The organism is Ruegeria sp. HKCCD6647-2 (genome assembly GCF_057221075.1).
In genome coordinates, this window is record NZ_JBWVBD010000005.1 from 21,689 (window position 1) to 44,148 (window position 22,460).

Here is a 22,460-nt window from a genome sequence, read left to right on the forward strand (position 1 = left end):
TGGTCAAAACAAAAAGAAATCCGCATGATTAGGCGCACAACTTGGACCTAACGGCTCTCGGCCTTTTCCTCAAGCATCAGCCATTCGTCTTCAGATGCGGCCAGCTTTTCCTGCCGCTCTACCAACGCCTCGGTCGCTTTCTGAAACTTGACAGGCTCTCGCGTGAACAGGTCCGGGTCCGACATCAACTCTTCCAGCTTGGCGATCTCGGCCTCAAGTTGTGCGATCTCTGCCGGTAGTTTCTCCAACCGGTGCTTTTCCGAAAACGACAATCCCTGTTTCGGCTTTGCTTCTTGCTTGACCTTCGGCTTCGAAGGCTTTGTTTTTTCGCTCTTATATTCGGTCACATCGCCGCGCTGCGCGATGTAGTCAGACCAACCCCCGGCGTAGACGGTCGCCCGTCCGTTGCCTTCCATCGCGATGGTCGTGGTTGCGACGCGGTCGAGAAAATCCCGGTCGTGACTCACCAGCAGTACCGTGCCGTCATAATCGTCCAGCAACTCCTGCAACAGATCCAGGGTCTCAACGTCGAGATCATTGGTCGGTTCGTCCAGCACCAGAAGGTTCGACTGTTTCGCCATCAGCTTGGCCAGCAGCAACCGCGCTTTTTCTCCGCCAGACAAGGACTTAACTGCCGCTCTTGCCTGTGCATCGTCAAACAGGAATTCCTTGAGGTATCCCACTACATGCTTGGGATTTCCGCGCACCATAACCTGATCCGACTTGCCCGAAACCCGCATCTCGGGGTCGCCGGTCAGACTGTCCCAAAGGCTCATCTCCGGGTCCAGTTGCGCGCGCGTCTGATCGAACACGGCAATCTCAAGATTGGTCCCCAGGGTGACGCTTCCGTGATCCGGCGCTTCCTGCCCCAACAGCATCTTCAGCAACGTGGTTTTGCCCACACCGTTAGGCCCGACAAAGGCCACCCGGTCACCGCGCTGCACCAGAAGGTCAAAGCTCCGAACGATCTGTTTGTCACCAAACCCTTTTGCGAGTCCCTTCGCCTCGATCACCTTGCGCCCGGATTTTGGCCCGGATTCCAGTGACATCGCGGCTGAACCCTGACGTTTAATCTGAGCCGCACGCTCGGCGCGCAGCGCTTGCAGGGCCCGGACGCGCCCCTGATTGCGTTTACGCCGCGCACTGATGCCTTCGACCGCCCACCGCGCCTCGGACTTGATCAGACGGTTCAACTTGTGGCGTTGTTGGTCTTCTTCTTCCCAGACTTTGTCGCGCCAGGTCTCAAAGGCCTCAAACCCCTGCTCCTGCCGTCGCGCAACACCCCGGTCGATCCAGAGGGTCGCCCGCGTCAACGCACGCAGAAAGGCCCGGTCGTGAGAAATCAGAACAAAGGCTGCCCGTGTGGCGCCAAGCTCACGTTCCAGCCAGGCGATCGCCTCGATATCCAGATGGTTGGTCGGTTCATCCAACAGCATCAGATCGGGGGCCTCGGCCATCAGTTTGGCCAGCGCCGCGCGCCGCCGCTCGCCACCCGAGGCGGTTTCAACCGGGCGCGAGGGGTCGAACTTCAACCCCTCTCCGGCACGCTCCACCTTGTACAGCTCGCCCGGCTCCAACCCGCTGGAAGCATAGTCGCCAAGGGTGGCAAATCCCTGCATCGCCGGATCCTGCTCCATGTACCCAACGGATTTACCCGGTGGGATCACGATATCACCCCGGTCAGCCTCGACCAGGCCCGCCATCACCTTCATCAAAGTGGATTTTCCCGACCCGTTGCGCCCCACCAGCGCCACACGATCACCGGGCTGAACCACCAGATCAAGCTCGGACAACACAGGATCGCCCCCGAAGGTCAGGGAAATGCCGGACATCTGCAACAAAGGAATTCTCGCCATGACCGCCAGCTAAACCGGCTGGCACAAGGCGTCAACGTTCCGTCTTCACCTTTTCCCAAATTCTCAAATTACCCGGCCACTGCCCGCAACAAACGTTTGCGAGCCGGAGGAATCGCGCCGATCTCAAGCCCGGTGAAAACGTGCAGCGTGTTCATATGCCGGTCCACGACCGCATGATCGCTGACCCAGCCGCCCATGGTCAGATAAGTGCGCAACAATGGCGGCATCCGCAGCATCGCCTTTTTTGCATCCGGTCTGCGCCGCAATCGCGCGGCAAAGCGAAAGACGTCAGGAGCCTTGACCCGGGGCAACCAACGTTTTGGTGCGAGATACCGGTGTTTGAGCATCGCAAACGCGTCCAGATACTCAGCCGTTTCGGTCCCGGCGAAAGAGGAACAACCAAACAGCATTTCAACCCCGTTCTGATCCACGAACGAGGTCATCGCACCCCAGGCGACACGCAGGATGTCCGGATCGGTCCACTCGGGATGAATGCAGAATCGCCCCATCTCCACCATGGGCCCCTGAAAGCCCCTCAGTCCCGAAAGGTCGTAGAACTGTGCCGAGTAGCTGTTTCCGACCTCTGACCCGTTTTGCATCATCAGCATTCGAAAGCAGCACACGAGTCGGCCGCTGGCCCGCATGTCCTCGATCAGGATATGCGTGCAATACCCATCATAGTCGTCTCGGTCGATCTGGCCGGTTCCGAAGGCCAGGGTTCGCAGGGCCTGCGCCACAGCAACATCCTCGTTGCAGTGCGCGATACGAGCCCGATAACGGCCTTTGGTCAACAAAACTGCTCTGGCCATGGTCGCATCCTCCACGGTTGCTGACCTTTGTTATTGCTGTTCGTCCCCTAACACAGGATGTGTGACCATCCCGTGACAACATCAAGTGGAGTCACGAAATCAGTTGTTGACCCCCGGTATGTTGGCCGGGTTGAACTGGCCGATATTGCCAAGCAATTGCCGCAGGAAGCTCTTGTCCTGAATGTTTGAATCGGTGACCCGTCGATCCAGAACGATCACGTATCCGTCCTCAAGCCCGAATCGTTCGATATTTCGGACAACGCCCCGCTGGTCAAAGCTGACTGCGACCAGCTCGCGCGAGACGATCTCGGGCCGTTTGGGGCCACGATAGCGAATGCGCTTGGCTACGTAATAGTAACCGGAGTCCCGCAACACGCCGGAAGAACTCGGAGCTCCCAGAGTTTCAAGCACTGTATCGCGGGTGTCGACACCCACTTTGACCTCAGCCAAGTCCTCGGGCGTCGGCACGTAGCCGTGATTCTTATAGACAGGTGTACAGGCCATTGCGGCCAGAAGGGCACCAAAAGCCAGTGATTTAAACACTGGTTGCATCTTGTTTGTCACCTTCAACATTCACACCCTCTTGCCTTGGCACCTTGCGGCTTCTATCCGATTACAGAAACCGTTGCCTTGGTTCAACACAGGAAAGGGTCTCGAATGACCGGACCGAAACCGCTGCGCGTCGCGGACCTGCAGCAAAACGCCCCGACGCCCTTCGATCTGCGCCCCAGCGCAAAGGCGCTGGAGACGCTCAAACAGGAGCTTGGCCTGCTGGGTCTGCGCAAGCTGTCCTTTGTCGGCTCGGTGCAAGCACAGGGCAAACGCGATTGGGTGCTGACTGGAAAGTTGGGTGCGACCGTTGTTCAACCCTGCGTGATCACTTTGGAACCCGTCACAACGCGGATCGAGACCCCGGTGCGCCGCGTTTATCTGGCCGAATGGGAAGAGACGGACGAACCCGAAAGCGAAATGCCGGAAGATGATGAGACCGAACCTCTGGGCCCCGAGATCGACCCATCGCAGGTTATGGCCGAGGCTTTGTCGCTTGCCCTGCCCCAATACCCGCGCAAGGAAGATGCCGAAATCGGGCAAACCGGCTTTACCGAACCCGGCAAACAGGCGATGACCGACGAAGACGCGAAACCCTTTGCCGGGTTGGCGGAATTGCGCGACGCACTGAAAAAAGACGAGTGACACAGGTCTGTTTTCCTGTCATAGCAGGCCCTCAGAAAAATCGCTTGAACATGTCGAGAATCGCAGTATTTTCGCGCGCTCATCGGAATTTGGGTTGGACATCGTGGGGCTGGTCCCCTAAACGCGCGTCGAACCACGTGATAAACGAAGAATGAAACCCGGTCGGCGGTGTATCTGCTGACCCTTATTAGACAAAGGTTGAGACCATGGCTGTCCAACAGAACAAAGTTTCCAAGTCGCGTCGCAACAACCGCCGCGCACACGACGCTCTGGTTGCTGCAAACCCGAACGAATGCCCGAACTGCGGCGAGCTGAAGCGTCCGCACCACGTTTGCGCATCCTGCGGCCACTATGATGACCGTGAAGTAGTCGCACAGGCCGACGAAATCGACCTGGACGAAGACGCAGCCTAAGCCTTATCGAGCGCAGGCAAAGGTATGACGGATCAGCCCTCGCAAACCGGACGGATAGTGATCTCGGTTGACGCAATGGGCGGAGATTCGGGTCCCGCGGTCGTCGTATCAGGCATCGCAAAGTCTGCGAACAAGAACCCGAAAATCGGGTTTATCCTGCACGGTCAGGAAAGTGTGCTGCGAAAACTGGTTGCCAAACGGCGCGTCCTGGATGGGCGCGTCGTTTTTCGTGATTGCCCGGATGTAGTCACGATGGAGGACAAACCCAGCCAGGTCGTGCGCAACGGCAAACAGACTTCGATGTGGTCGGCGCTGGAATCGGTTCGCCAGGGCGAGGCCCACGGCGCCGTGTCGTGCGGCAACACCGGCGCGCTGATGGCTCTGTCGATGATGCGCCTACGGAAGTTACCCGGCGTCAACCGCCCTGCCATTGCGATTCTGTGGCCTTCGCGCAACCCGCAAGGGTTCAACGTGATGCTGGATGTGGGCGCAGATGTGCGGGCCGACGCCAAGGATTTGTTGCAATATGCGCTTATGGGTGCCTCGTACGCACGCAACGGTATGGCGCAGACGCGCCCTCGGATCGGCCTGCTGAATGTGGGAACCGAAGAACACAAGGGACGCGCGGAACTCAAGGAAGCGCACGCGTTGATCTCGGATTTTTCCGAGCGTGCGAATTTCGATTTTGTGGGCTTTGTCGAAGGCAGTGACATCCCCGGCGACAAGGCGGATGTCATTGTAACGGATGGGTTTACCGGAAACGTTGCGATAAAGACGGGCGAAGGCACAGCAAGCCTGATCGGTGACCTGTTGCGTCAGGCATTTAAATACTCGCCACTTTCGCGGCTGGCTTCGGTACTGGCGATCACCTCGCTGAATCGTCTGAAGAAACGGATTGACCCGCGCCGTGTCAATGGCGGCGTTTTTCTGGGATTGAACGGCACTGTGATCAAATCTCATGGCGGCGCCGATGCCACCGGCGTGTCGGCAGCCGTCAAGCTGGCCTTCACGCTGGCCGAATCCGGATTCTCGGAAAAGTTGGCCGCACGGGTTGCATCCACAGCCGAGCTTGAACAAGATGCCGCGCATTCTGCGTCGCAGTCGGAATAATAACAAAAAGGCAGTACCCCAGAATGGCAGGCCGCTCAGTTGTTGTAGGTGTTGGGCATTATTTACCGGGACGCATCGTACCGAATGCCGACTTTGAAAAGACACTAGACACTTCAGACGAATGGATTCGCACCCGATCCGGGATCGAACGTCGCCATTTCGCCGCCGATGACGAGACAACGTCGGATCTAGCGACCCGTGCCGCTGAGGCCGCGCTGGCCGACGCCGGGCTGACGGCGGATGACATCGATGCGATTATTCTGGCGACCTCGACCGCAGATCTGACCTTTCCGTCGGCCGCGACCATGGTGCAGGCCCGGCTGGGAATGACCAACGGATTTGCCTTTGACGTGCAGGCGGTGTGTGCCGGATTCGTTTTTGCACTCAGCAACGCCAACGCATTGATCCTGTCCGGCCAGGCCAAACGCGTGCTGGTCATCGGCGCCGAAACGTTCTCGCGAATCATGGATTGGACCGATCGGTCAACCTGCGTGCTGTTCGGCGATGGCGCCGGCGCACTGATACTGGAAGAGCAAGAGGGGAATGGCTCTCCTCAGGATCGGGGCATCCTTGCAACCGACCTGCATTCCGACGGTCGCTACAAGGATTTGCTGTACGTGGACGGAGGAGTTTCGACCCAGTCCACCGGACACTTGCGGATGCAAGGCAATCAAGTATTCCGCCATGCCGTTGAAAAGCTTGCAAAAACTGCGGAAACAGCACTTGAGCGTGCCGGTGTGGCCAGCGACGACGTCGATTGGATCGTCCCGCATCAGGCCAATATCCGCATCATACAGGGTACGGCCAAGAAAATGGGTCTGCCGATGGAAAAGGTCGTGGTCACGGTGCAGGATCACGGAAATACCTCTGCCGCGTCCATTCCGTTGGCCTTGTCCGTAGGCAAAGAACGCGGCCAGATCAAACAAGGCGATCTGATCGTGACCGAGGCCATCGGTGGCGGGCTGGCCTGGGGGGCCGTGGCCCTGCGTTGGTAACAGGCGCAATCCAGCTTACACAGCCGCCTGCAATTCATTGATATTGACAGCGAATTTTCCATCGCCATATGCTTTGCTATCAACAGGGGAAAAAGCATGGGCGACAAAACACTGACCCGAATGGATCTGAGTGAGGCCGTATTTCGTGAGGTTGGCCTTTCACGCAACGAAAGCGCGCAACTGGTCGAAAGCGTTCTGAACCACATGTCGGACGCGCTGGTGCGCGGTGAACAAGTCAAAATCTCATCTTTCGGCACATTCAGCGTACGGGACAAAACCGCCCGCATCGGTCGCAACCCCAAGACCGGTGAAGAAGTGCCTATTCAGCCCCGCCGCGTTTTGACTTTCCGCCCGTCGCACCTGATGAAGGATCGCGTCGCCGCTGGGAACCGCAAGTAACACCCGAGGCCCGCAGAAATGAGCAAGTCCCCCGACGCCTTTCGCACAATCAGTGAAGTTGCGGATTGGCTGGGTGTTCAGGCCCATGTGCTGCGATTCTGGGAAAGCCGATTCAGTCAGGTGAAGCCGGTCAAACGGGCTGGTGGGCGCCGGTACTACCGTCCCAACGACATGCGCCTGTTGGGCGGCATAAAAAAGCTGCTGCACGACGATGGCGTGACGATCAAAGGTGTCCAGCGCATTCTGCGCGAAAAAGGTGTGGCGCACGTTGCGTCGCTTTCGCCGCCTCTGGATGACGAGGCGGCGCAGACGGTTGCACCGGTGGTTGAGAGCCCTGCTCCGCAAACCGAAGTTGCCGATGAAAATACGGTTGTACCTTTCACCGTCAAACCTGCTCCGGCAGAAGACCGTCAGTTCGGACTTGATCTGCAAACGCCCTCCGGGGCCAGCAATGGGCGGGATGCTCCGGCGCAAGCCCCGGTTGCCTTGACAGAGCCATCTGGTCAGGACGATCTGGACACGGCCCCATTGCTGGGTGGGATCGCGTCTTTGACCTGGCAAGTCGAGGACTTCGACCCCCAGGTGCTGCGCCGGATCGCGCCCATAGCCAAAGACCTGCGCGCCTGGCTTGATCGGGTCGAAACCCAACCGGCGGGATAAGAAAAAAGGCGATGATTTCCTCTTGCCCCTGCCGGGAAAGTCTTTATGAACACTCCAACGTCGGGCTATGGCGCAGCCTGGTAGCGCGTCCGTCTGGGGGACGGAAGGTCGCAGGTTCGAGTCCTGCTAGCCCGACCAAATCACACCGACGTTTGTGGCAAACAGGCCAGATCCCGCTCTGGCACCAGAGGGGATCGGAATGACAGGCGTATGCCCGAACCAACAGATCGAGGCAATGATCGCAAGCGGTGAAATCACCGCCAATCCTGAAATCATTCCTGCACAGATCCAACCAGCCAGCCTTGATTTGCGTTTAGGGACAGTGGCTTACCGCGTGCGCGCCTCATTCCTTGCGGGTGAAGGCCGCACCGTTTCTGATCGTCTGGCGGAATTCGAGATGCATCGCATCGACATAACCGACGGAGCAGTTCTGGAAAAAGGCTGCGTCTATCTGGTTCCGCTGATGGAATCGCTGGCCTTGCCAGCCGAAACAAGCGCGGTCGCCAATGCCAAAAGCTCAACTGGTCGGCTGGACCTGCTGACGCGCGCCATCACAGACGAAGGCACCGAGTTCGACCGGGTTCCCGCTGGTTATACCGGACCGCTCTATGCCGAGATCTGCCCGCGCTCGTTCTCGGTTCTCGTGCGCCCAGGAATGCGCCTGAACCAGATCCGGTTCCGCCGGGGTCAGGCGGTTCTCAGCGACGCGGAACTGACGGCGCTGCACAACGACTCGCCGCTGGTCGATGGCCCTGCGGTCATTCAGGACGGGTTGGGCTTTTCGGTCGATCTGCAACTGCCTGATACCGATCTGGTTGGGTACCGCGCCAAGCCGCATACCGGTGTGATCGACCTGGATCGTATTGGTGGCTACGATCCGCAGGACTATTGGGAGGAAGTGCGCACCACCGACGGGCGCATCATTCTGGACCCGGGCGCGTTCTACATTCTGGTCAGCCGCGAAGCGGTGCACATCCCACCGATGTATGCAGCGGAAATGGCCCCCTATCTGGCTATGGTGGGTGAATTTCGGGTGCATTACGCGGGCTTTTTCGACCCCGGTTTCGGCCATGCGGCCGCAGGTGGGGCAGGCTCACGTGGTGTGCTTGAAGTCAGGTGTCACGAGGCACCGTTCGTGCTGGAACACGGACAGGTCGTCGGGCGTCTGGTTTATGAGAAGATGGCGGAGATGCCCACGCAGCTATACGGTGCGGGAATCGCCTCGAACTATCAGGGGCAAGGCTTGAAACTGTCCAAACATTTCAAGACTTTATAAGCTTCAGAACTTCATGAATCGGCGCATCTGGCGGGTCATCCGCTGCGCTTGTTTCATCCCTTGCGCCTGTCGGCGCGCGCTGTCCTGCATCTGGCTTCCTGCTTTGGGGATGCGCGAAGCCTCGTTCGGCTGATCCGGTTTGCGGCCCACACGGCTCGCCATATCCAGCCCTTTGTCGACTCCACGAGTTACAAGACGGCGCATCACCTGACGCACGATCATGTCGATGATCCGATTGGCGTTCATTGCTCTCTCCGTTTCCTGTGCCTCAGCATAGGCGTTTTGTGCGGCAACAAAAGGGCGTGCCGATCACTCTTCCTCGAACAGTTCAGACTGATCCTCTTCATGCTCCTCCTCCCGTTCGACGCCCAATGGCACCGCACCCGGTGGCGGTCGGTTTTCCAGCAGCCCGGCGGCTCTCAATTCCTTGAGACCGGGCAGATCGCGTGCGTTCTCCAGACCGAAATGGTCCAGAAACTGCGGCGTCACAACAAAGGTAACAGGACGACCGGGAGTCATGCGGCGCCGTCCCAGTTTGATCCATTCCATCTCGAGCAACTGATCGATTGTCCCGCGCGACACGGACACGCCACGAATCTCTTCAATCTCGGCCCGTGTACAGGGCTGATGATATGCCACGATGGCCAGCGTTTCGATCGCAGCCCGGCTCAATTTCCGTGTTTCAACGGTTTCCTTTTGCATCAGGAACCCCAGATCGGGGGCGGTCCGGATGGCCCAGGCCTCACCGACCCTGACGATGCGCACACCACGCCCGTCATAGCGTTTCTGAAGCATTTCAACCGCTTGCGCCGCGTCGCTACCGTGGGGCATCCGCGCCTCCAGGTCGGCAATCGTTACCGGCTCGGCGCTGGCGAACAGAACGGCTTCGACCATGCGTTCCTGTTCCGCCAAGGGCGGCGCTTCGAACAGGGTGCCGGTGCCTTCGTCTTGAGGGGCGTCAGTCACGGTTGTCGGTCCTCTTGCGCAAATGGATCGGGGCAAAGGTCTCGCTCTGCTTCATTTCCATATGTCCTTCTTTCACCAGCTCCAGCGAGGCCGCAAAGGTCGCCGCCGTGGCCGAGCGCCGCCGCACCGGATCAGCATCCCATCCGTCGGGCAGATAGGTCTCCATATCGGTCCAGGTACCAGCAAACCCGATCAGAGGGCGCATCCGCTCAAGTGCCTGCTCCATCGTGAACACGGCGTCGCGGTCCATGACGAAGGGGCGGAATTCATCGCGTGTCCGGATACGGGCATATCCCTGCATCAGATCCAACAGCGTGGCGGAATAGGTCACTGTACGGATGCGGGTCACATCCTCGCCCTGCCCGCGTTTGAAAAAATCCCGACCTAGCTGATCCCGCGCCATAAGACGTGCGGCGGCATCGCGCATGGCCTGCAGGCGTTCAAGCTGGAACGCCAGATGCGCGGCGAGCTCCTCACCCGAAGGTCCTTCGTCATCCGGGTCAGGCGGCAGCAACAGACGGGACTTCAGAAAGGCCAGCCATGCGGCCATGACCAGATAGTCCGCCGCCAGTTCGATCCGCAGCGCTCGGGCTTTCTCGACAAAGGCCAGATATTGTTGAGCCAGCGCCAGCACCGAGATCTTTCGCAGATCAACCTTCTGCGTACGGGACAGCATCAGCAAAACATCCAACGGGCCTTCAAACCCGTCGACGTCGACGATCAACGCCTCAGCAGCCAGCCGATCCGCGATCGACACCGGGTCTTCGCTGAAAAGATTATCGTTCATAAACCTGCCCGCCCATTAGGCGAGATAGTTCCGCCTCGGCGGCAGGGATGTCAAGTTCCTGCGGTGGGCGGCGCTGTGCCAGCGCACGATCCGCGCGGATTTGCGCTGCTTCCGACATCTGCCCCGCAGCATCGAGGACCTGCGCACGGGCCTCGAATGACCCGTTGCAATGTAAAACGACATCGCACCCGGCGTTCAAGGCCTGCTGCGCGATCTCCGAGGGCGGACCGCTGAGTGCTTTCATCGAGATATCATCGGTCATGATAAGGCCATCGAATCCAATATTCTCGCGGATCAACCCAATCATCTTTGCCGAAATCGTCGCCGGCCGCGCATCGATCCGGTCATAGACCAGGTGCGCTGTCATCCCCATTGGCAGATCGTTCAGAGCGCGAAACGGGGCAAAGTCACTATGTTCCAACTCTTCCGGCGGCAAATCCACATGTGGCAGGTCGTGGTGACTGTCCAAGGTCGACAACCCATGCCCCGGCATATGTTTCACAACCGGTAGAACGCCGCCATCCAAATGCCCGTTCGCCACAGCTCGTCCGATCCCGGAAATCCTAGCAGGATCAGAGCCGTAGCAGCGGTTCTTCAGAAAAACATGTGTGGACTCGCGCGCCAGATCGACCATGGGGGCGCAGTTGCTGTCGATCCCCAGCGTAAACAGTTCGTCGGCAATCAGCCGGTATCGCAGATACATCGCACGTTCGGCTTCGTCTTTGGCGCGAACCGCGTGATCCAGCGGCGGTAACCATTCGCGGGCCAAGGGCGCCCGCAACCGCTGCACGCGACCGCCTTCCTGATCGATGGTGATCGGGCAATTGCGACCGACCGCTTCGCGGAAGTCGTCGCAAAGCGCGCGAACCTGATCGGCAGTGTTGATGTTTCTGGCAAATAAAATGAACCCGAATGGGTTCATCTGTCTGAACAGGGATTTTTCTTCCGGCGTCAACCGAAACCCTTCGGCGTCGGTAATGACTGCTCCGAAACTCACCGGGCGGCGACCGGAATGCAATCCGCACCTTGCGCTACCAGCGCGGCACAGAACTGGCGTGAGTCGCTTACGTCCTCGAACCCGAGCACGCGCAGCCTGTAAAACGTGCGTCCTCCGCTCGAAGTTTTCTGAATAACTCGCTGTTTTCCATCCATATATTCACCGAAGCGTCCGCTTATGCGAACCCATTCGGCTTGCGCAACGTCCGCGCTTTCATAGGCCCCCAACTGCGCAAGGCGCGTGCCCTTGGCCAGTGTATTGGGATCTACGTCCAATCCCACGGCGGCTTTGACGGCTGCGTTGATCGCAGCTTCGGTCCCGCTGTTGGCGGTCAGTCCGCTGGGTGTCGCGCGGGCCGGACGGGTCTGAGGCCGCAGCGAACGGCGCACGCCCGGTAGTGCTGCCAAAGCCGGATCGGGCAACTGAGCCGCCAGATCGGCCGGATCGATAGCAGGCTCTTCCTCCGGTGCGGCCAGCGAGGCCAATTGAACGCCCGACTCTTGCGGTTGATCGCTGTCGGCACCCTCACCCGCCAATTCCGCGACCAGAGTGTCAACGGCACTTTGCCGTTGCCGGGCGGTTTGTTGATCGGCGGCTTCTTCTTCGATCAGGTGAACGGCCGGTGTCGGTTGAACCGCGGCCATCGGGACATCCTCGTCCGTCAGCGATACCGGGCGAGGCGCAAGAATCAGACGATCCGCCGGAGCTGCCGCAGACCCGACAGCTGCCACTGCGTTGACCGCAAGTCCCTGATGGTCCGCCGGCGTTCCGCCCGGGTTTTCAGGCTGAATGCGCATCGGACCTTCGACGGCGCGAACAACCGGAACGCCGCTGACATCGCGCATGACCAGTTTGTATCCCCAGACTCCTATACCGGCGACCAGCGCCAAGGACGCGGCGGCCCCGAGCATGTTGACCACACGCCCCAACCCGGCCCCCACTGGCGGAACCCCGTCATAACCCTGCATCTCGTCGGGATACTCATACTCATCCTGAGGATGAGCTTGATTCGTGTAATGCATGTGCTCGGGGCCTTGGTGCCCCGAGTAATCGTAACTCGCCATTTCCGCCTCACCGCCCGATTGCGCCTGAAAATAGGGCACGCGGGTCATTTCTTGTCTGCCTCAGTCCGACGGTTCGGGCGGTATTGGTTACCGCATCTCCTGCGCCGGAGTAACGCCAAGAATACCCAAGCCCGCTGAAATCACAACAGAAACGGCCCGGGCCAGAGCGATTTTTGACTGACTTGTGGCTGCATCGCCATCCTGGATGAAGCGCAACTGGGTTTCGTCGTTGCCCTTGTTCCACAGCGCGTGGAAATCCCCAGCAAGTTCATAGAGATAGAAGGCAACCCGGTGCGGCTCATTCGTACGCGCGGCAATCTCGACCAGACGAGGCCATTCAGCCAGCTTCTTGGCGACGGTCAGTTCAGAGATGTGATCGTTCTTGCTCAGATCGGCTCCGGACAGGGTCGCGTCATCGGCGGCAATCCCGGCCTCGGCAGCGCGGCGCAGCACGCTCATGACGCGGGCATGGGCGTACTGCACATAGAACACGGGGTTCTCGCGGCTTTGTTCCAGCACCTTGTCGAAATCGAAGTCCAGTGGCGCGTCGTTTTTGCGGGTCAGCATGACGAAACGGGTCACATCAGGACCGACCTGATCGACAACATCGCGCAGGGTGACAAAGTTCCCTGCCCGCTTGGACATCTTGAACGGCTCGCCATTCTTCCAAAGTTTCACCAACTGCGTCAGCTTGATATCCAGTGGCACCGTGCCATCGGACAGAGCCGACACCGCCGCCTTCATTCGTTTGACATAGCCGCCGTGGTCCGCACCAAACACGTCGATCAGAGCGTCAAAGCCACGGGTCACCTTGTCATAGTGATATGCGATATCGGGAGCAAAATAGGTCCAGCTGCCGTCGGATTTCTTCACCGGGCGGTCAACATCATCGCCGTGCTCGGTAGACCTGAACAGGGTCTGCTCGCGGGGCTCCCAATCCTCGGGCTTTTTGCCCTTCGGCGGCTCCAGCACACCTTCATAGATCAGACCCTTGTCGGTCAGCGACTGCAGCGCAGCTTCGATCCGGCCAGTGCCATAGAGCGATTTTTCCGAGAAGAACACATCCATCTCAACGCCCAATGCCTTCAGGTCGGCCCGGATCAGGTCCATCATTGCGTCGGTCGAGAACTCGCGCAGCTCCTCCAGCCATTCGCTTTCAGGCTTGTCGATCAGGCTGTCGCCGTATTTTTCCTTCAGCGCTTCACCGATCGGGATCAGATAATCGCCGGGATACAGGCCCTCGGCGATCTCAGGGCTCAGCCCATTGGCCTCGCGATACCGTTCGTATGCCGACCGCGCCAGCACATCCACCTGCGCGCCGCCGTCGTTGATGTAATATTCACGCGTTACGTCGTGGCCCGAATAGGCCAGCAAGCTTGCCAGAGCGTCCCCGAACACCGCACCCCGCGTGTGACCCACATGCAGCGGGCCGGTGGGGTTCGCGGACACATATTCCACGTTTACCTTCTGGCCATGCCCCATTGTCGAGCGACCATAGTCGGTGCCCTTTTCCAGCACGGCCAACAGAACGCCCTGCCAGACCGACGGCGCCAGCCGCAGGTTCAGAAACCCCGGTCCGGCCACCTCGGCGCTGGTGATCCTGTCATCGGCCGCCAGTTTTCCAGCCAGCACATCAGCAATGTCGCGCGGCTTCATCTTGGCCGGTTTCGCGAGCACCATCGCCGCGTTGGTCGCCATGTCGCCATGCGCGGCGTCGCGCGGCGGTTCGACCGCCACATTGTCAAAGCTCAGCCCCTCCGGCAGAGAGCCATCGGACTGCATCTGTGCCAGCGCGTCCAGAACAAGGCCGCGGATCTCGGAAAACAGGTTCATTTTGGATGTCCTTTTGCTTGCCCGGCGGTTTATCACGCAGCACAGCAAGGTCAATGGAAGCGATCAGTTTAGGCTTGGTTTACCGGCAAAGCCCGCTAGTGTCAGCGTAATTTCAGGAAACGGAGACCGATCCATGCGCCTAGCCCTGCCCCTTACGCTGCTGTTGTCCACCTCTTTGCCGGCATGGGCCGAAATGCCCGCGCCCCGAGGTCACGTCTTGTTGACACTGGGTGGAGCAATCTCAGAGACCAACCTGCCCGCGCAAGGAGAAAAGGATGGCGGTTTGCTAGGATATCTCGAAGTTCAACACGACGGAGCTGCGGGCTTTGACGCGGAGATGCTGGATGGATTGAAGCAGGTGGAGATCACCATCACCTATGGCCCTGAAGGCAACCAACGTGACATCGCCTTTTCCGGCCCGCGCCTGTCAGATGTGATGGCGTTGGCCGGAGCCGAGGGTAAGACCGCGAAACCGATGGCGATGGACGGATATCAATCCGAAATCCCTTGGGACAGTATCGCAACCCATCAACCCATCGTCGCGACGCATGCGGATGGAGTACCGATGGGGATTGGAGGTTATGGCCCCACAATGATCGTATTTCCGCGCACCGATGACACCGATCTGGCCCAGGAGCAGGCCGGGCAGCAGGTCTGGGCTATCGCCTATATAGGCGTCGAATGATCAGCGGCCGGTAAGCCTCGCATGGTCCTGCAGTGCGAACCGATCCGTCATGCCAGCAATGTAGTCCGAGACAATCCGTGCCAGCGCAGTTTCGGACCCCGCCGCTTCAATATCACCATGCCACCTCTGGGGCATTTGTTTGGGATCATTCAGGTAGATTGGGAACAGGTCTAGGACAACCTTGCCGACTTTGTCCCGCACCTGCATGACACTGGGTGCGCGATACATGCGCGCAAACAAAAAGGTCCGGATTTCCTTGAGTTGAGCCCAAAGATCGTCTGAAAATCGGATCACAGGATAGCTCAGATGCCGAACATCTTCGACCGTCTGCGCTCCTGACCGGGAAATCAATCCCCAAGAGGTATCGATGACATCAGACACCATGACACCAAAAACCCGCCGTAACGCCTCATGCCTGCGGCGGTAAGGGTCCAGTCCGGGATACTTCCGGTCCACCTCGGCGTAGCATTCGCCGACGATTGGTAATCGCTGAATTTCCTCGTCGGTAAATAATCCTGCGCGCAGCCCATCCAGCAAATCGTGGTTGTTATAGGCTATGTCATCGGACAATGCGGCAACCTGAGCCTCGGCGCTGGCATGCGTGTGCAGCTCCAGATCAAACCCGCCATTGCATTCGGCAAGGGCCCAAGGAAGTTCGCCCAATACGGGCCCGTTGTGTTTGGCGATACCTTCCAGGCATTCCCAGGTCAGGTTGCACCCATCAAAATCCGCGTAGTGCCTCTCGAGTTTCGTAACGATCCGAATGGCTTGGGCATTGTGGTCAAAGCCCCCATAGGGCTCCATCAGCGCGTGCAGCGCATCCTCACCCGTGTGGCCGAACGGGGTGTGCCCAAGGTCATGCGCCAAGGCCACCGCTTCGGTCAGTTCACCGTTCAGCCCCAAAGCCCCCGCAATCGTTCGCGCCACCTGAGCGACTTCGATGGAATGGGTCAACCGGGTACGATAACTGTCGCCCTCATGTTCGACAAATACCTGTGTTTTGTGCTTGAGCCGTCGAAAAGCACTGGCATGAATGATCCGGTCCCGGTCGCGCTGAAAGCATGACCGGAAACTGCTTTCCTCCTCCGGCACAAGCCGTCCTCTTGCGCGGCCCGGATCCGAGGCAAAACCCGCTCTGTCCAAAGGTCTTGTCCTTGTCGCCTTTCGTTACACTTTCTATATTGTATGATGTTCAGGAAATAAACCTTTGGAGTCCGGCATGAATCTGCCCCCCACAGTCACAGAACGCGCCTTTGACCGACTCGCCGAAATTGGCGCAGCGGATCAGGGTCAAGCCCTGCGCGTAGCAGTGGAAGGCGGCGGATGTTCCGGATTTCAATACGAAATTGCGCTGGACGAACCCAAAGACGACGACCTTGTGCTGGAAGGCAAAGGCCAGAAGGTCATCGTCGATTCGATTTCGCTGCCCTTTCTGGAAAACGCGGTGATCGATTTCACTCAGGAACTGATCGGCGCCAGGTTTGTGATCGAGAACCCCAACGCCACCTCTTCCTGCGGCTGTGGCACTTCATTCTCGATGTAAAAGCCGGTGGGGGCTTTGCCCCCACACCCCCAGGATATTTTCAGCCAGATGAAGCAGGGATCCGCTCTCCGACCCTTCCGTCGGAGAGCTTCACCTGGCGCGGTCATCGGCGTCCCCGCCTGTACCGCAAAACTCTTTTGCCCCGATCCAGTTAAGGATCCGTTACTTCATCTGGCCAAAAATATCCCGGAGCGCGAGGCAGAGCCTCGCAAACCCGTCCTCTGGCTTGCCGCTGGGCCGGTTCTGCGCGATAGGTAACCTCGGAGCTTCGGAGGATCGCGCATGAAAATCGCCACGTTCAACATCAACGGCATTAAAGCGCGGGCCGAGGCCTTGCCGCGATGGTTGGATGACGCGCAGCCGGACGTCGTTTTGTTGCAGGAGATCAAGTCCATAGACGAAAACTTCCCGCGCGAGATGTTCGAAGAACGCGGCTATAACGTCGAAACCCACGGTCAGAAGAGTTTCAACGGCGTTGCGATCCTCTCCAAGTTACAGCTCGAGGATGTCACACGCGGATTGCCCGGCGATGACGAAGACGAACAGGCGCGGTGGATCGAAGCCACTGTCGTCGGCAAGCAGGCGTTGCGCATCTGCGGATTGTACCTGCCCAATGGAAACCCGACGCCTGGGCCAAAATACGACTACAAACTGGCGTGGATGGAACGGCTTTACAGCCGGGCGCGCGATCTTCTGGCAACTGAAGAACCGGCGCTAATGGCAGGTGACTACAATATAATCCCGCAAGCCGAGGACGCCGCACGACCAGACGCCTGGCGCGAAGATGCCCTGTTTCGGCCGGAAAGCCGTGCAGCATTTCGCAAGATCCTGAACCTAGGTTTTACGGAAGCCTTCCGCGCGATCACTCAAGGCCCCGAGCATTATTCGTTCTGGGATTATCAGGCCGGCGCGTGGAACCGCAACGACGGTATTCGCATCGACCATTTTCTACTGACACCGCAAGCTGCCGATTTAATGCGGGACTGCCGGATCGATGCCGAGGTTCGTGGACACGAAAAGCCTTCGGACCACGTGCCGGTCTGGGTCGATCTGGACCTGTAACCTTTCAAACCGTCGGATCGTAGGCGTAGATCCACTCGTATTTCTGCGCCAGTCTCGGCCCGATTACTGCCAGCGCGGCCTGCGCGGCCAGCCGCACGGGTCCGCGCAGGTGGAAATTTCGCGCATTTGACGCGGCCGCTGCTACCACTTGCGTCGCTCGGGGGCGTCGGGCAGCTTCGTAGACTGCGAGGGCCTGCCTGATGCCGGTCTGTTCCGCAAACGATTTTTGAAGGACCCACGCATCTTCCAACGCCAGGCATGCGCCTTGCGCCATGAAGGGGAGCGTCGGGTGTGCCGCGTCGCCCAAAAGTGCCAGCCGGCCATTCTGCCAGTGCGGCGCGACCGGACGCAAGAACAGTGCCCAAAGATGCGCCTGGTCGACCTTGGATAGAAGCTCGCGCACCGAACCTCCGAAATCGGCAAAACGCGCGCGCAGGTCGTCCGGGTCTCCTTCACGTCGCCAGCCTTCTTCTTGCCAGTCCGAGCGTTCCTCGATCGCCACGATATTCATTAGGCTTTGATCACGCAGCGGGTATGTGACCACGTGCCGTCCCGGCCCCATGGTCAAGGAAGCGCGCGGCGTATCCGCTTTCGGGACCCACGGGACCGTGGCGCGCCAGGCGATCTGATGTGTGAACTCTGGGGCTTCAACCCCGTTCAGCGACGGGCGGATCGCGCTGCGACCCCCATCCGCCGCGATGGCGCAATCTGCGCGCAGGCGTTCACCACTTTGCAGAACAATCTCGGCTTCGGCCGGGTGTTTGCGAACCTCCAAAACCTGTGCATTCAACCGTATATCCACCCCGGTCCGTTGCGCAGCGTCGTGCAATAGCCCCAGCAAATCGGCCCGGTGGTAGTAATATGTCGGACCTGCCCTTGGCGGCGGAATGTGACTGATAACCCGCCCCTTGCGGTAGTCACGCAATTCCGTCCCATGCGATTTCTGGCCAGCCTCAGGCGTATCCGAGACAACGCCCAGTGCACGCAACACACGCATACCGTTGGCGCTGATCTGCAAACCCGCGCCCATTTCCGTCAACTCGGGCGTCTGTTCCAGCACGGTGACCCGAGCCCCGTTTTGCCGCAAGGCCAATGCCGCAGCCAAGCCACCAATCCCACCGCCGATGACACAGAAATCCAGACCGTCTATTTTCATGGCACTGGCTTAACGCAAAAACGCCGGAGCAACAGGCCCCGGCGTTGGTGAATTCCAGATTTGTTCAGCGATCAATCGTCGCGGTGAACTTTTTCGCGCCGTTCGTGGCGCTCTTGCGCCTCAAGCGTCATGGTCGCAATCGGGCGTGCGTCCAGCCGCTTTAGCGAGATCGGATCGCCCGTCTTCTCGCAATACCCGTACTCGCCCTCTTCGATCCGGCGCAGGGCCGAGTCGATCTTGGCCACCAGTTTGCGTTGACGATCCCGGGTGCGCAGTTCCAGCGCACGGTCGGTTTCCTCGCTGGCGCGGTCGGCGACGTCTGGGATGTTCCGGGTGTTGTCCTGCAGCCCTTCGATGGTATCGCGGCTGCCTGCCAAAAGTTCGTTTTTCCAATTCAGCAGCTTGCGGCGGAAATACTCAAGCTGTCGATCATTCATGAAAGGTTCATCCTCAGCCGGGCGATAATCGTCCGGCAGGAAAACTTCCTGCTTCATCTTTGCTCCCTCGGTATTGCCAATAACGTCGGTCGCGATTGTTTTACCTGACATCTGGCACCCCTTTCTGCGGAGCGTTTATCTGACGGCGCGGGGAATGTCACTATGCAAACTTTGCCCCGACGCGTCGTCAGCTCGCTCAGTCTAAATATGAGACTTTTAACAGCAAAACCTTGAAAATCTGTGGAAACAGCCGGGCATTTTTGGGGCACTCGCCGAATGCACTATCAAGCAATGTATGCGAATCAATCAGAAAGGCCTGTAGATGCTGAGCTTTTCAACCCGCCGCGACGCGGCGACCTGACTTGTAAATCCCGGAACTGCTCTGTAACTCAGAGGCGCACCCGCGCCCGTTCAGGGTACGAAACTACATGAGGCCCCTATGACCGCACGTTTTCAAGGCACGGCAGAATATGTCGCGACTGATGATCTGAATATTGCCGTGAACGCCGCCGTCACGCTGGAACGTCCGCTGCTGGTCAAGGGCGAGCCCGGAACCGGCAAGACCGAACTGGCCAAGCAGGTTGCAGGCGCGTTGGGGCTGACGATGATCGAGTGGAACGTGAAATCCACGACCCGCGCACAGCAGGGACTGTACGAATACGATGCCGTCAGCCGGTTGCGTGACAGCCAACTGGGCGAAGAACGTGTGCATGACGTCTCGAACTATATCCGCAAGGGCAAGCTGTGGCAGGCATTTGAGGCCGATGAAAAGGTCGTGCTCTTGATCGATGAGATCGACAAGGCCGATATCGAGTTTCCCAACGACCTGCTGCAGGAACTCGATAAGATGGAGTTCCACGTTTACGAAACCGGTGAAACGATCCGGGCCAAACACCGCCCTATAGTGATCATCACGTCGAACAATGAAAAAGAACTGCCCGACGCGTTCCTGCGCCGCTGTTTCTTCCACTATATTCGCTTCCCGGATGAGACCACGATGCGCCGCATCGTCGAAGTGCATCACCCCGGCATCAAGGATGCGTTGCTGACCACGGCCCTGACCCAGTTCTATGAAATCCGCGAGACGCAGGGGTTGAAAAAGAAACCGTCCACGTCTGAGGTGCTGGATTGGCTGAAACTCCTGCTGGCCGAAGACCTGACCGCAGAGGACCTCAAGCGTGACGGCGTCAATGCTCTGCCGAAACTGCACGGGGCGCTGCTGAAGAACGAACAGGACGTACACCTGTTCGAACGGCTTGCTTTTATGGCACGCAGCAAGCGCTGAAACCTGCCTGTACATCGATGATCGCTTGCGTCCGGCCGGGCCGGATGGCAGCATAACCGAAATCAGGGCTTGCCACCGCTCGGCGCCCGACTGCCCGGCAGGAAAGGACGCCCGCTTTGCCCGACGCTCTGTCGATCCGCCCCTTGCGCAGCGAGGACCGCAGTGAATGGTCCGCCATGTGGCATGATTATCTGGCTTTTTACGAAACCACCGTACCGGACGTCGTTTATGACACGACCTTCAGCCGGCTGTTGGGCGATGACCCGCAGGATTTCTCGTGCTTTGTGGCCGAGATCGACGGACAACTGGTTGGCCTGACACACTACCTGTTTCATCGCCACGCCTGGAAGGTCGAGAACACCTGCTATCTGCAGGACCTTTTTGCGCGACCCGAGGCGCGCGGCAAAGGCGTCGGCCGCGCGTTGATCGAGGCCGTCTATACCGAGGCAGATCGCCAGGGTTCACCTGCAGTCTACTGGTTGACGCAGGAATTCAACCATACGGCCCGCAAGCTGTATGACCGCATCGGTAAACAGACACCCTTTATCCGGTACAACCGCCCATGAGGCGATTGGGGGCATTCTGTCTCTTGGTCGTTCTGGCCGGGTGTACAGGCGTCGGGCCTGTCGATCAGCCGACACGCGTGCAAGTCATCGAAGCCTCCCTTCCGCCGAGCAAATCCTTTGCGGCCACTCGCCCTTCCCCGCCATCCCGGTCGAACGCAAATATCGCCGCGGACTTTCTGGCCCTGCATTTCGCATTGGAAAGCGGCGCACCCTTACCGGTTTTCACCCGGTTCGAAGGCCCGATCACGGTTCGTCTGACCGGCACTCCGACCTCTTCCATGCAGACGGACCTGACCCGATTGCTTGCACGTATCCAACGTGAGGCGGGTCTGGATATTCGTCAGATATCTGATGGACAGGCCAACATAACAATCGAAGCGGTCAGCCAGAAGCAGATTCACCGCGTGCTGCCGCAAGCAGCGTGTTTCGTCGTTCCAAATTCCTCGAGCCTGGAGGAATACAAGCGCGACCGGCGCAAGAAGAAAAGCAGCTGGAGTGAATTACGCAACCGCGAGCGTCTTGGCATTTTCATCCCCTACGACGCCAGTCCACAGGAAATACGCGACTGCCTGCACGAAGAACTGGCCCAGGCCCTTGGTCCCTTGAACGACTTGTATCACCTGCCGGATTCGGTGTTCAACGACGACAATTTTCACACTGTTCTGACCGGCTTTGATATGCTGATCCTGCGCACGGCCTACGCGCCCGAACTGCGCAACGGCATGACCCGCGAACAGGTCGCACAAGCATTACCCGGCGTGCTCAGCCGCCTGAATCCGCGTGGCGACAGAATACCCGCCCAGTCGGTCTCTGAAACGCTGCGCGCGTGGATCAACGCCGTTGAACGTGCGTTGGGCCCCAACGCAACGGACGCCCGGCGATTGCGCTCTGCCCAGGAGGCCGCCCGGATCGGACGGGAGCAAGGCTGGACCGATCACCGCCGCGCCTACCCCCACTATCTTTTGGGCCGCATGAAGCAATTCGACGACCCCGAAGCGGCACAGCGTGAATACCAGATTGCACTGCAATTCCTGAAAGCCACACCGGGAACCGAGGTGCATCGCGCCCACATCACCGCGCAAACAGCCGCATTTGCCCTGGCGAAGGGTCAGGGCCCGAATGCCTTGCCCGAAATCGACGACGCAATAGATGTGATGATGCAGGCCGAGAATGCCGCATTGCTGGCAACGCTATTGCTGTTGAAATCCGAAGCGCTGCGTCAGGCCGGGCGCACCGATCAGGCACGCGCGGTCAGGGTGGACAGTATCGGATGGGCACGCTACGGGTTCGGCTCGGACGTGGTAGTGCGCTCGGTGACACAGGATATCGCCCAGGGGACTGCCGGCAACACAAATGGGTAACGGCGC

At 59.1% G+C, this 22,460-nt stretch carries 25 protein-coding genes and 1 tRNA gene; 14 read left to right on the top strand and 12 right to left on the bottom strand.

Annotated features, from left to right (window positions below):
• Positions 1 to 47: 47 nt before the first annotated feature.
• The 3 genes from AC2TDJ_RS13975 to AC2TDJ_RS13985 all read right to left on the bottom strand — a co-directional run bounded on the left by AC2TDJ_RS13975 (position 48) and on the right by AC2TDJ_RS13985 (position 3,238).
• The gene (locus tag AC2TDJ_RS13975) at positions 48 to 1,856 is read right to left on the bottom strand and encodes an ABC-F family ATP-binding cassette domain-containing protein (protein WP_480843062.1); all 1,809 of its coding nucleotides are present in this window, start codon (positions 1,854 to 1,856) and stop codon (positions 48 to 50) included.
• A gap of 68 nt (positions 1,857 to 1,924) precedes the next feature.
• Positions 1,925 to 2,665, bottom strand: coding sequence for a GNAT family N-acetyltransferase (locus tag AC2TDJ_RS13980; protein ID WP_480843063.1), 741 nt, complete (start codon positions 2,663 to 2,665; stop codon positions 1,925 to 1,927).
• A 99-nt stretch (positions 2,666 to 2,764) separates the two neighbouring features.
• On the bottom strand, positions 2,765 to 3,238 hold the full coding sequence (locus tag AC2TDJ_RS13985; protein WP_480843064.1) for an outer membrane protein assembly factor BamE: 474 nt from the start codon (positions 3,236 to 3,238) through the stop codon (positions 2,765 to 2,767).
• A gap of 84 nt (positions 3,239 to 3,322) precedes the next feature.
• Between AC2TDJ_RS13985 and AC2TDJ_RS13990 the strand changes: the two genes are divergently transcribed.
• The 8 genes from AC2TDJ_RS13990 (at position 3,323) to AC2TDJ_RS14025 (ending at position 8,712) form a co-directional block, all read left to right on the top strand.
• Positions 3,323 to 3,859, top strand: a complete 537-nt coding sequence (locus AC2TDJ_RS13990; RefSeq protein WP_480843065.1) for a YceD family protein — start codon at positions 3,323 to 3,325, stop codon at positions 3,857 to 3,859.
• A 206-nt stretch (positions 3,860 to 4,065) separates the two neighbouring features.
• Positions 4,066 to 4,272, top strand: coding sequence for a 50S ribosomal protein L32 (rpmF, locus tag AC2TDJ_RS13995; protein ID WP_008756996.1), 207 nt, complete (start codon positions 4,066 to 4,068; stop codon positions 4,270 to 4,272).
• A 24-nt stretch (positions 4,273 to 4,296) separates the two neighbouring features.
• On the top strand, positions 4,297 to 5,382 hold the full coding sequence (plsX, locus tag AC2TDJ_RS14000) for a phosphate acyltransferase PlsX (protein WP_480843066.1): 1,086 nt from the start codon (positions 4,297 to 4,299) through the stop codon (positions 5,380 to 5,382).
• A gap of 23 nt (positions 5,383 to 5,405) precedes the next feature.
• Entirely contained in the window at positions 5,406 to 6,377 is a 972-nt protein-coding gene (locus AC2TDJ_RS14005; protein WP_480843067.1) for a beta-ketoacyl-ACP synthase III, read from the top strand.
• Between the two features lie 96 nt (positions 6,378 to 6,473).
• Positions 6,474 to 6,776: an integration host factor subunit alpha gene (gene ihfA / locus AC2TDJ_RS14010; RefSeq protein ID WP_008755922.1), complete on the top strand. Its 303-nt coding sequence runs from the start codon at positions 6,474 to 6,476 to the stop codon at positions 6,774 to 6,776.
• 18 nt (positions 6,777 to 6,794) lie between these two features.
• Positions 6,795 to 7,436: a MerR family transcriptional regulator gene (locus AC2TDJ_RS14015; protein ID WP_480843068.1), complete on the top strand. Its 642-nt coding sequence runs from the start codon at positions 6,795 to 6,797 to the stop codon at positions 7,434 to 7,436.
• Positions 7,437 to 7,497: 61 nt separating this feature from the next.
• Positions 7,498 to 7,574, top strand: a tRNA-Pro gene (locus tag AC2TDJ_RS14020).
• A gap of 61 nt (positions 7,575 to 7,635) precedes the next feature.
• Entirely contained in the window at positions 7,636 to 8,712 is a 1,077-nt protein-coding gene (locus AC2TDJ_RS14025) for a 2'-deoxycytidine 5'-triphosphate deaminase (protein ID WP_480843069.1), read from the top strand.
• 3 nt (positions 8,713 to 8,715) lie between these two features.
• On the opposite strand, the gene AC2TDJ_RS14030 is transcribed toward AC2TDJ_RS14025, so the two are convergent.
• The 6 genes from AC2TDJ_RS14030 to argS form a co-directional block, all read right to left on the bottom strand.
• The gene (locus AC2TDJ_RS14030) at positions 8,716 to 8,958 is read right to left on the bottom strand and encodes a hypothetical protein (protein ID WP_480843070.1); all 243 of its coding nucleotides are present in this window, start codon (positions 8,956 to 8,958) and stop codon (positions 8,716 to 8,718) included.
• Between the two features lie 63 nt (positions 8,959 to 9,021).
• Positions 9,022 to 9,678 carry an SMC-Scp complex subunit ScpB gene (scpB, locus tag AC2TDJ_RS14035; RefSeq protein ID WP_480843071.1) on the bottom strand — a complete coding sequence of 219 codons (657 nt, stop codon included), beginning with the start codon at positions 9,676 to 9,678 and terminating at the stop codon, positions 9,022 to 9,024.
• Positions 9,671 to 10,465, bottom strand: coding sequence for a segregation and condensation protein A (locus AC2TDJ_RS14040; protein WP_480843072.1), 795 nt, complete (start codon positions 10,463 to 10,465; stop codon positions 9,671 to 9,673). The genes scpB and AC2TDJ_RS14040 overlap by 8 nt, the downstream gene beginning before the upstream one ends.
• Entirely contained in the window at positions 10,455 to 11,462 is a 1,008-nt protein-coding gene (gene nagZ / locus AC2TDJ_RS14045; protein WP_480843073.1) for a beta-N-acetylhexosaminidase, read from the bottom strand. The genes AC2TDJ_RS14040 and nagZ overlap by 11 nt, the downstream gene beginning before the upstream one ends.
• Positions 11,459 to 12,574 (bottom strand): SPOR domain-containing protein, encoded by a 1,116-nt coding sequence (locus AC2TDJ_RS14050; protein ID WP_480843074.1) that lies wholly within the window; start codon positions 12,572 to 12,574, stop codon positions 11,459 to 11,461. The genes nagZ and AC2TDJ_RS14050 overlap by 4 nt, the downstream gene beginning before the upstream one ends.
• A gap of 39 nt (positions 12,575 to 12,613) precedes the next feature.
• Positions 12,614 to 14,359: an arginine--tRNA ligase gene (argS, locus tag AC2TDJ_RS14055; protein ID WP_480843075.1), complete on the bottom strand. Its 1,746-nt coding sequence runs from the start codon at positions 14,357 to 14,359 to the stop codon at positions 12,614 to 12,616.
• A gap of 133 nt (positions 14,360 to 14,492) precedes the next feature.
• On the opposite strand from argS, the gene AC2TDJ_RS14060 reads away from it, so the two are divergent.
• The gene (locus AC2TDJ_RS14060) at positions 14,493 to 15,044 is read left to right on the top strand and encodes a putative pterin-binding protein (RefSeq protein ID WP_480843076.1); all 552 of its coding nucleotides are present in this window, start codon (positions 14,493 to 14,495) and stop codon (positions 15,042 to 15,044) included.
• Here the strand turns inward: AC2TDJ_RS14060 and AC2TDJ_RS14065 are convergent, their stop codons facing one another.
• Positions 15,045 to 16,187: a deoxyguanosinetriphosphate triphosphohydrolase gene (locus AC2TDJ_RS14065; protein WP_480843077.1), complete on the bottom strand. Its 1,143-nt coding sequence runs from the start codon at positions 16,185 to 16,187 to the stop codon at positions 15,045 to 15,047. It abuts the gene before it with no gap.
• A 76-nt stretch (positions 16,188 to 16,263) separates the two neighbouring features.
• Here AC2TDJ_RS14065 and AC2TDJ_RS14070 point away from each other — a divergent pair, with 76 nt between their 5' ends.
• Together AC2TDJ_RS14070 and xth are read left to right on the top strand one after the other, a co-directional pair.
• Positions 16,264 to 16,587, top strand: coding sequence for a HesB/IscA family protein (locus tag AC2TDJ_RS14070; protein ID WP_170348987.1), 324 nt, complete (start codon positions 16,264 to 16,266; stop codon positions 16,585 to 16,587).
• Between the two features lie 282 nt (positions 16,588 to 16,869).
• On the top strand, positions 16,870 to 17,649 hold the full coding sequence (xth, locus tag AC2TDJ_RS14075; RefSeq protein ID WP_480843078.1) for an exodeoxyribonuclease III: 780 nt from the start codon (positions 16,870 to 16,872) through the stop codon (positions 17,647 to 17,649).
• A 4-nt stretch (positions 17,650 to 17,653) separates the two neighbouring features.
• Here xth and AC2TDJ_RS14080 read toward each other — a convergent pair whose 3' ends face one another.
• Both AC2TDJ_RS14080 and dksA read right to left on the bottom strand, forming a co-directional pair.
• Positions 17,654 to 18,805: an FAD-dependent oxidoreductase gene (locus AC2TDJ_RS14080; RefSeq protein WP_480843079.1), complete on the bottom strand. Its 1,152-nt coding sequence runs from the start codon at positions 18,803 to 18,805 to the stop codon at positions 17,654 to 17,656.
• A gap of 71 nt (positions 18,806 to 18,876) precedes the next feature.
• Positions 18,877 to 19,299 (bottom strand): RNA polymerase-binding protein DksA, encoded by a 423-nt coding sequence (gene dksA, locus AC2TDJ_RS14085; RefSeq protein ID WP_480843658.1) that lies wholly within the window; start codon positions 19,297 to 19,299, stop codon positions 18,877 to 18,879.
• 382 nt (positions 19,300 to 19,681) lie between these two features.
• Here dksA and AC2TDJ_RS14090 point away from each other — a divergent pair, with 382 nt between their 5' ends.
• The 3 genes from AC2TDJ_RS14090 to AC2TDJ_RS14100 all read left to right on the top strand — a co-directional run bounded on the left by AC2TDJ_RS14090 (position 19,682) and on the right by AC2TDJ_RS14100 (position 22,454).
• Positions 19,682 to 20,527, top strand: coding sequence for an AAA family ATPase (locus tag AC2TDJ_RS14090; RefSeq protein ID WP_480843080.1), 846 nt, complete (start codon positions 19,682 to 19,684; stop codon positions 20,525 to 20,527).
• 176 nt (positions 20,528 to 20,703) lie between these two features.
• Entirely contained in the window at positions 20,704 to 21,093 is a 390-nt protein-coding gene (locus AC2TDJ_RS14095) for an N-acetyltransferase family protein (protein WP_480843660.1), read from the top strand.
• Positions 21,090 to 22,454 carry a DUF2927 domain-containing protein gene (locus AC2TDJ_RS14100; RefSeq protein ID WP_480843081.1) on the top strand — a complete coding sequence of 455 codons (1,365 nt, stop codon included), beginning with the start codon at positions 21,090 to 21,092 and terminating at the stop codon, positions 22,452 to 22,454. The genes AC2TDJ_RS14095 and AC2TDJ_RS14100 overlap by 4 nt, the downstream gene beginning before the upstream one ends.
• Positions 22,455 to 22,460 lie beyond the last annotated feature (6 nt).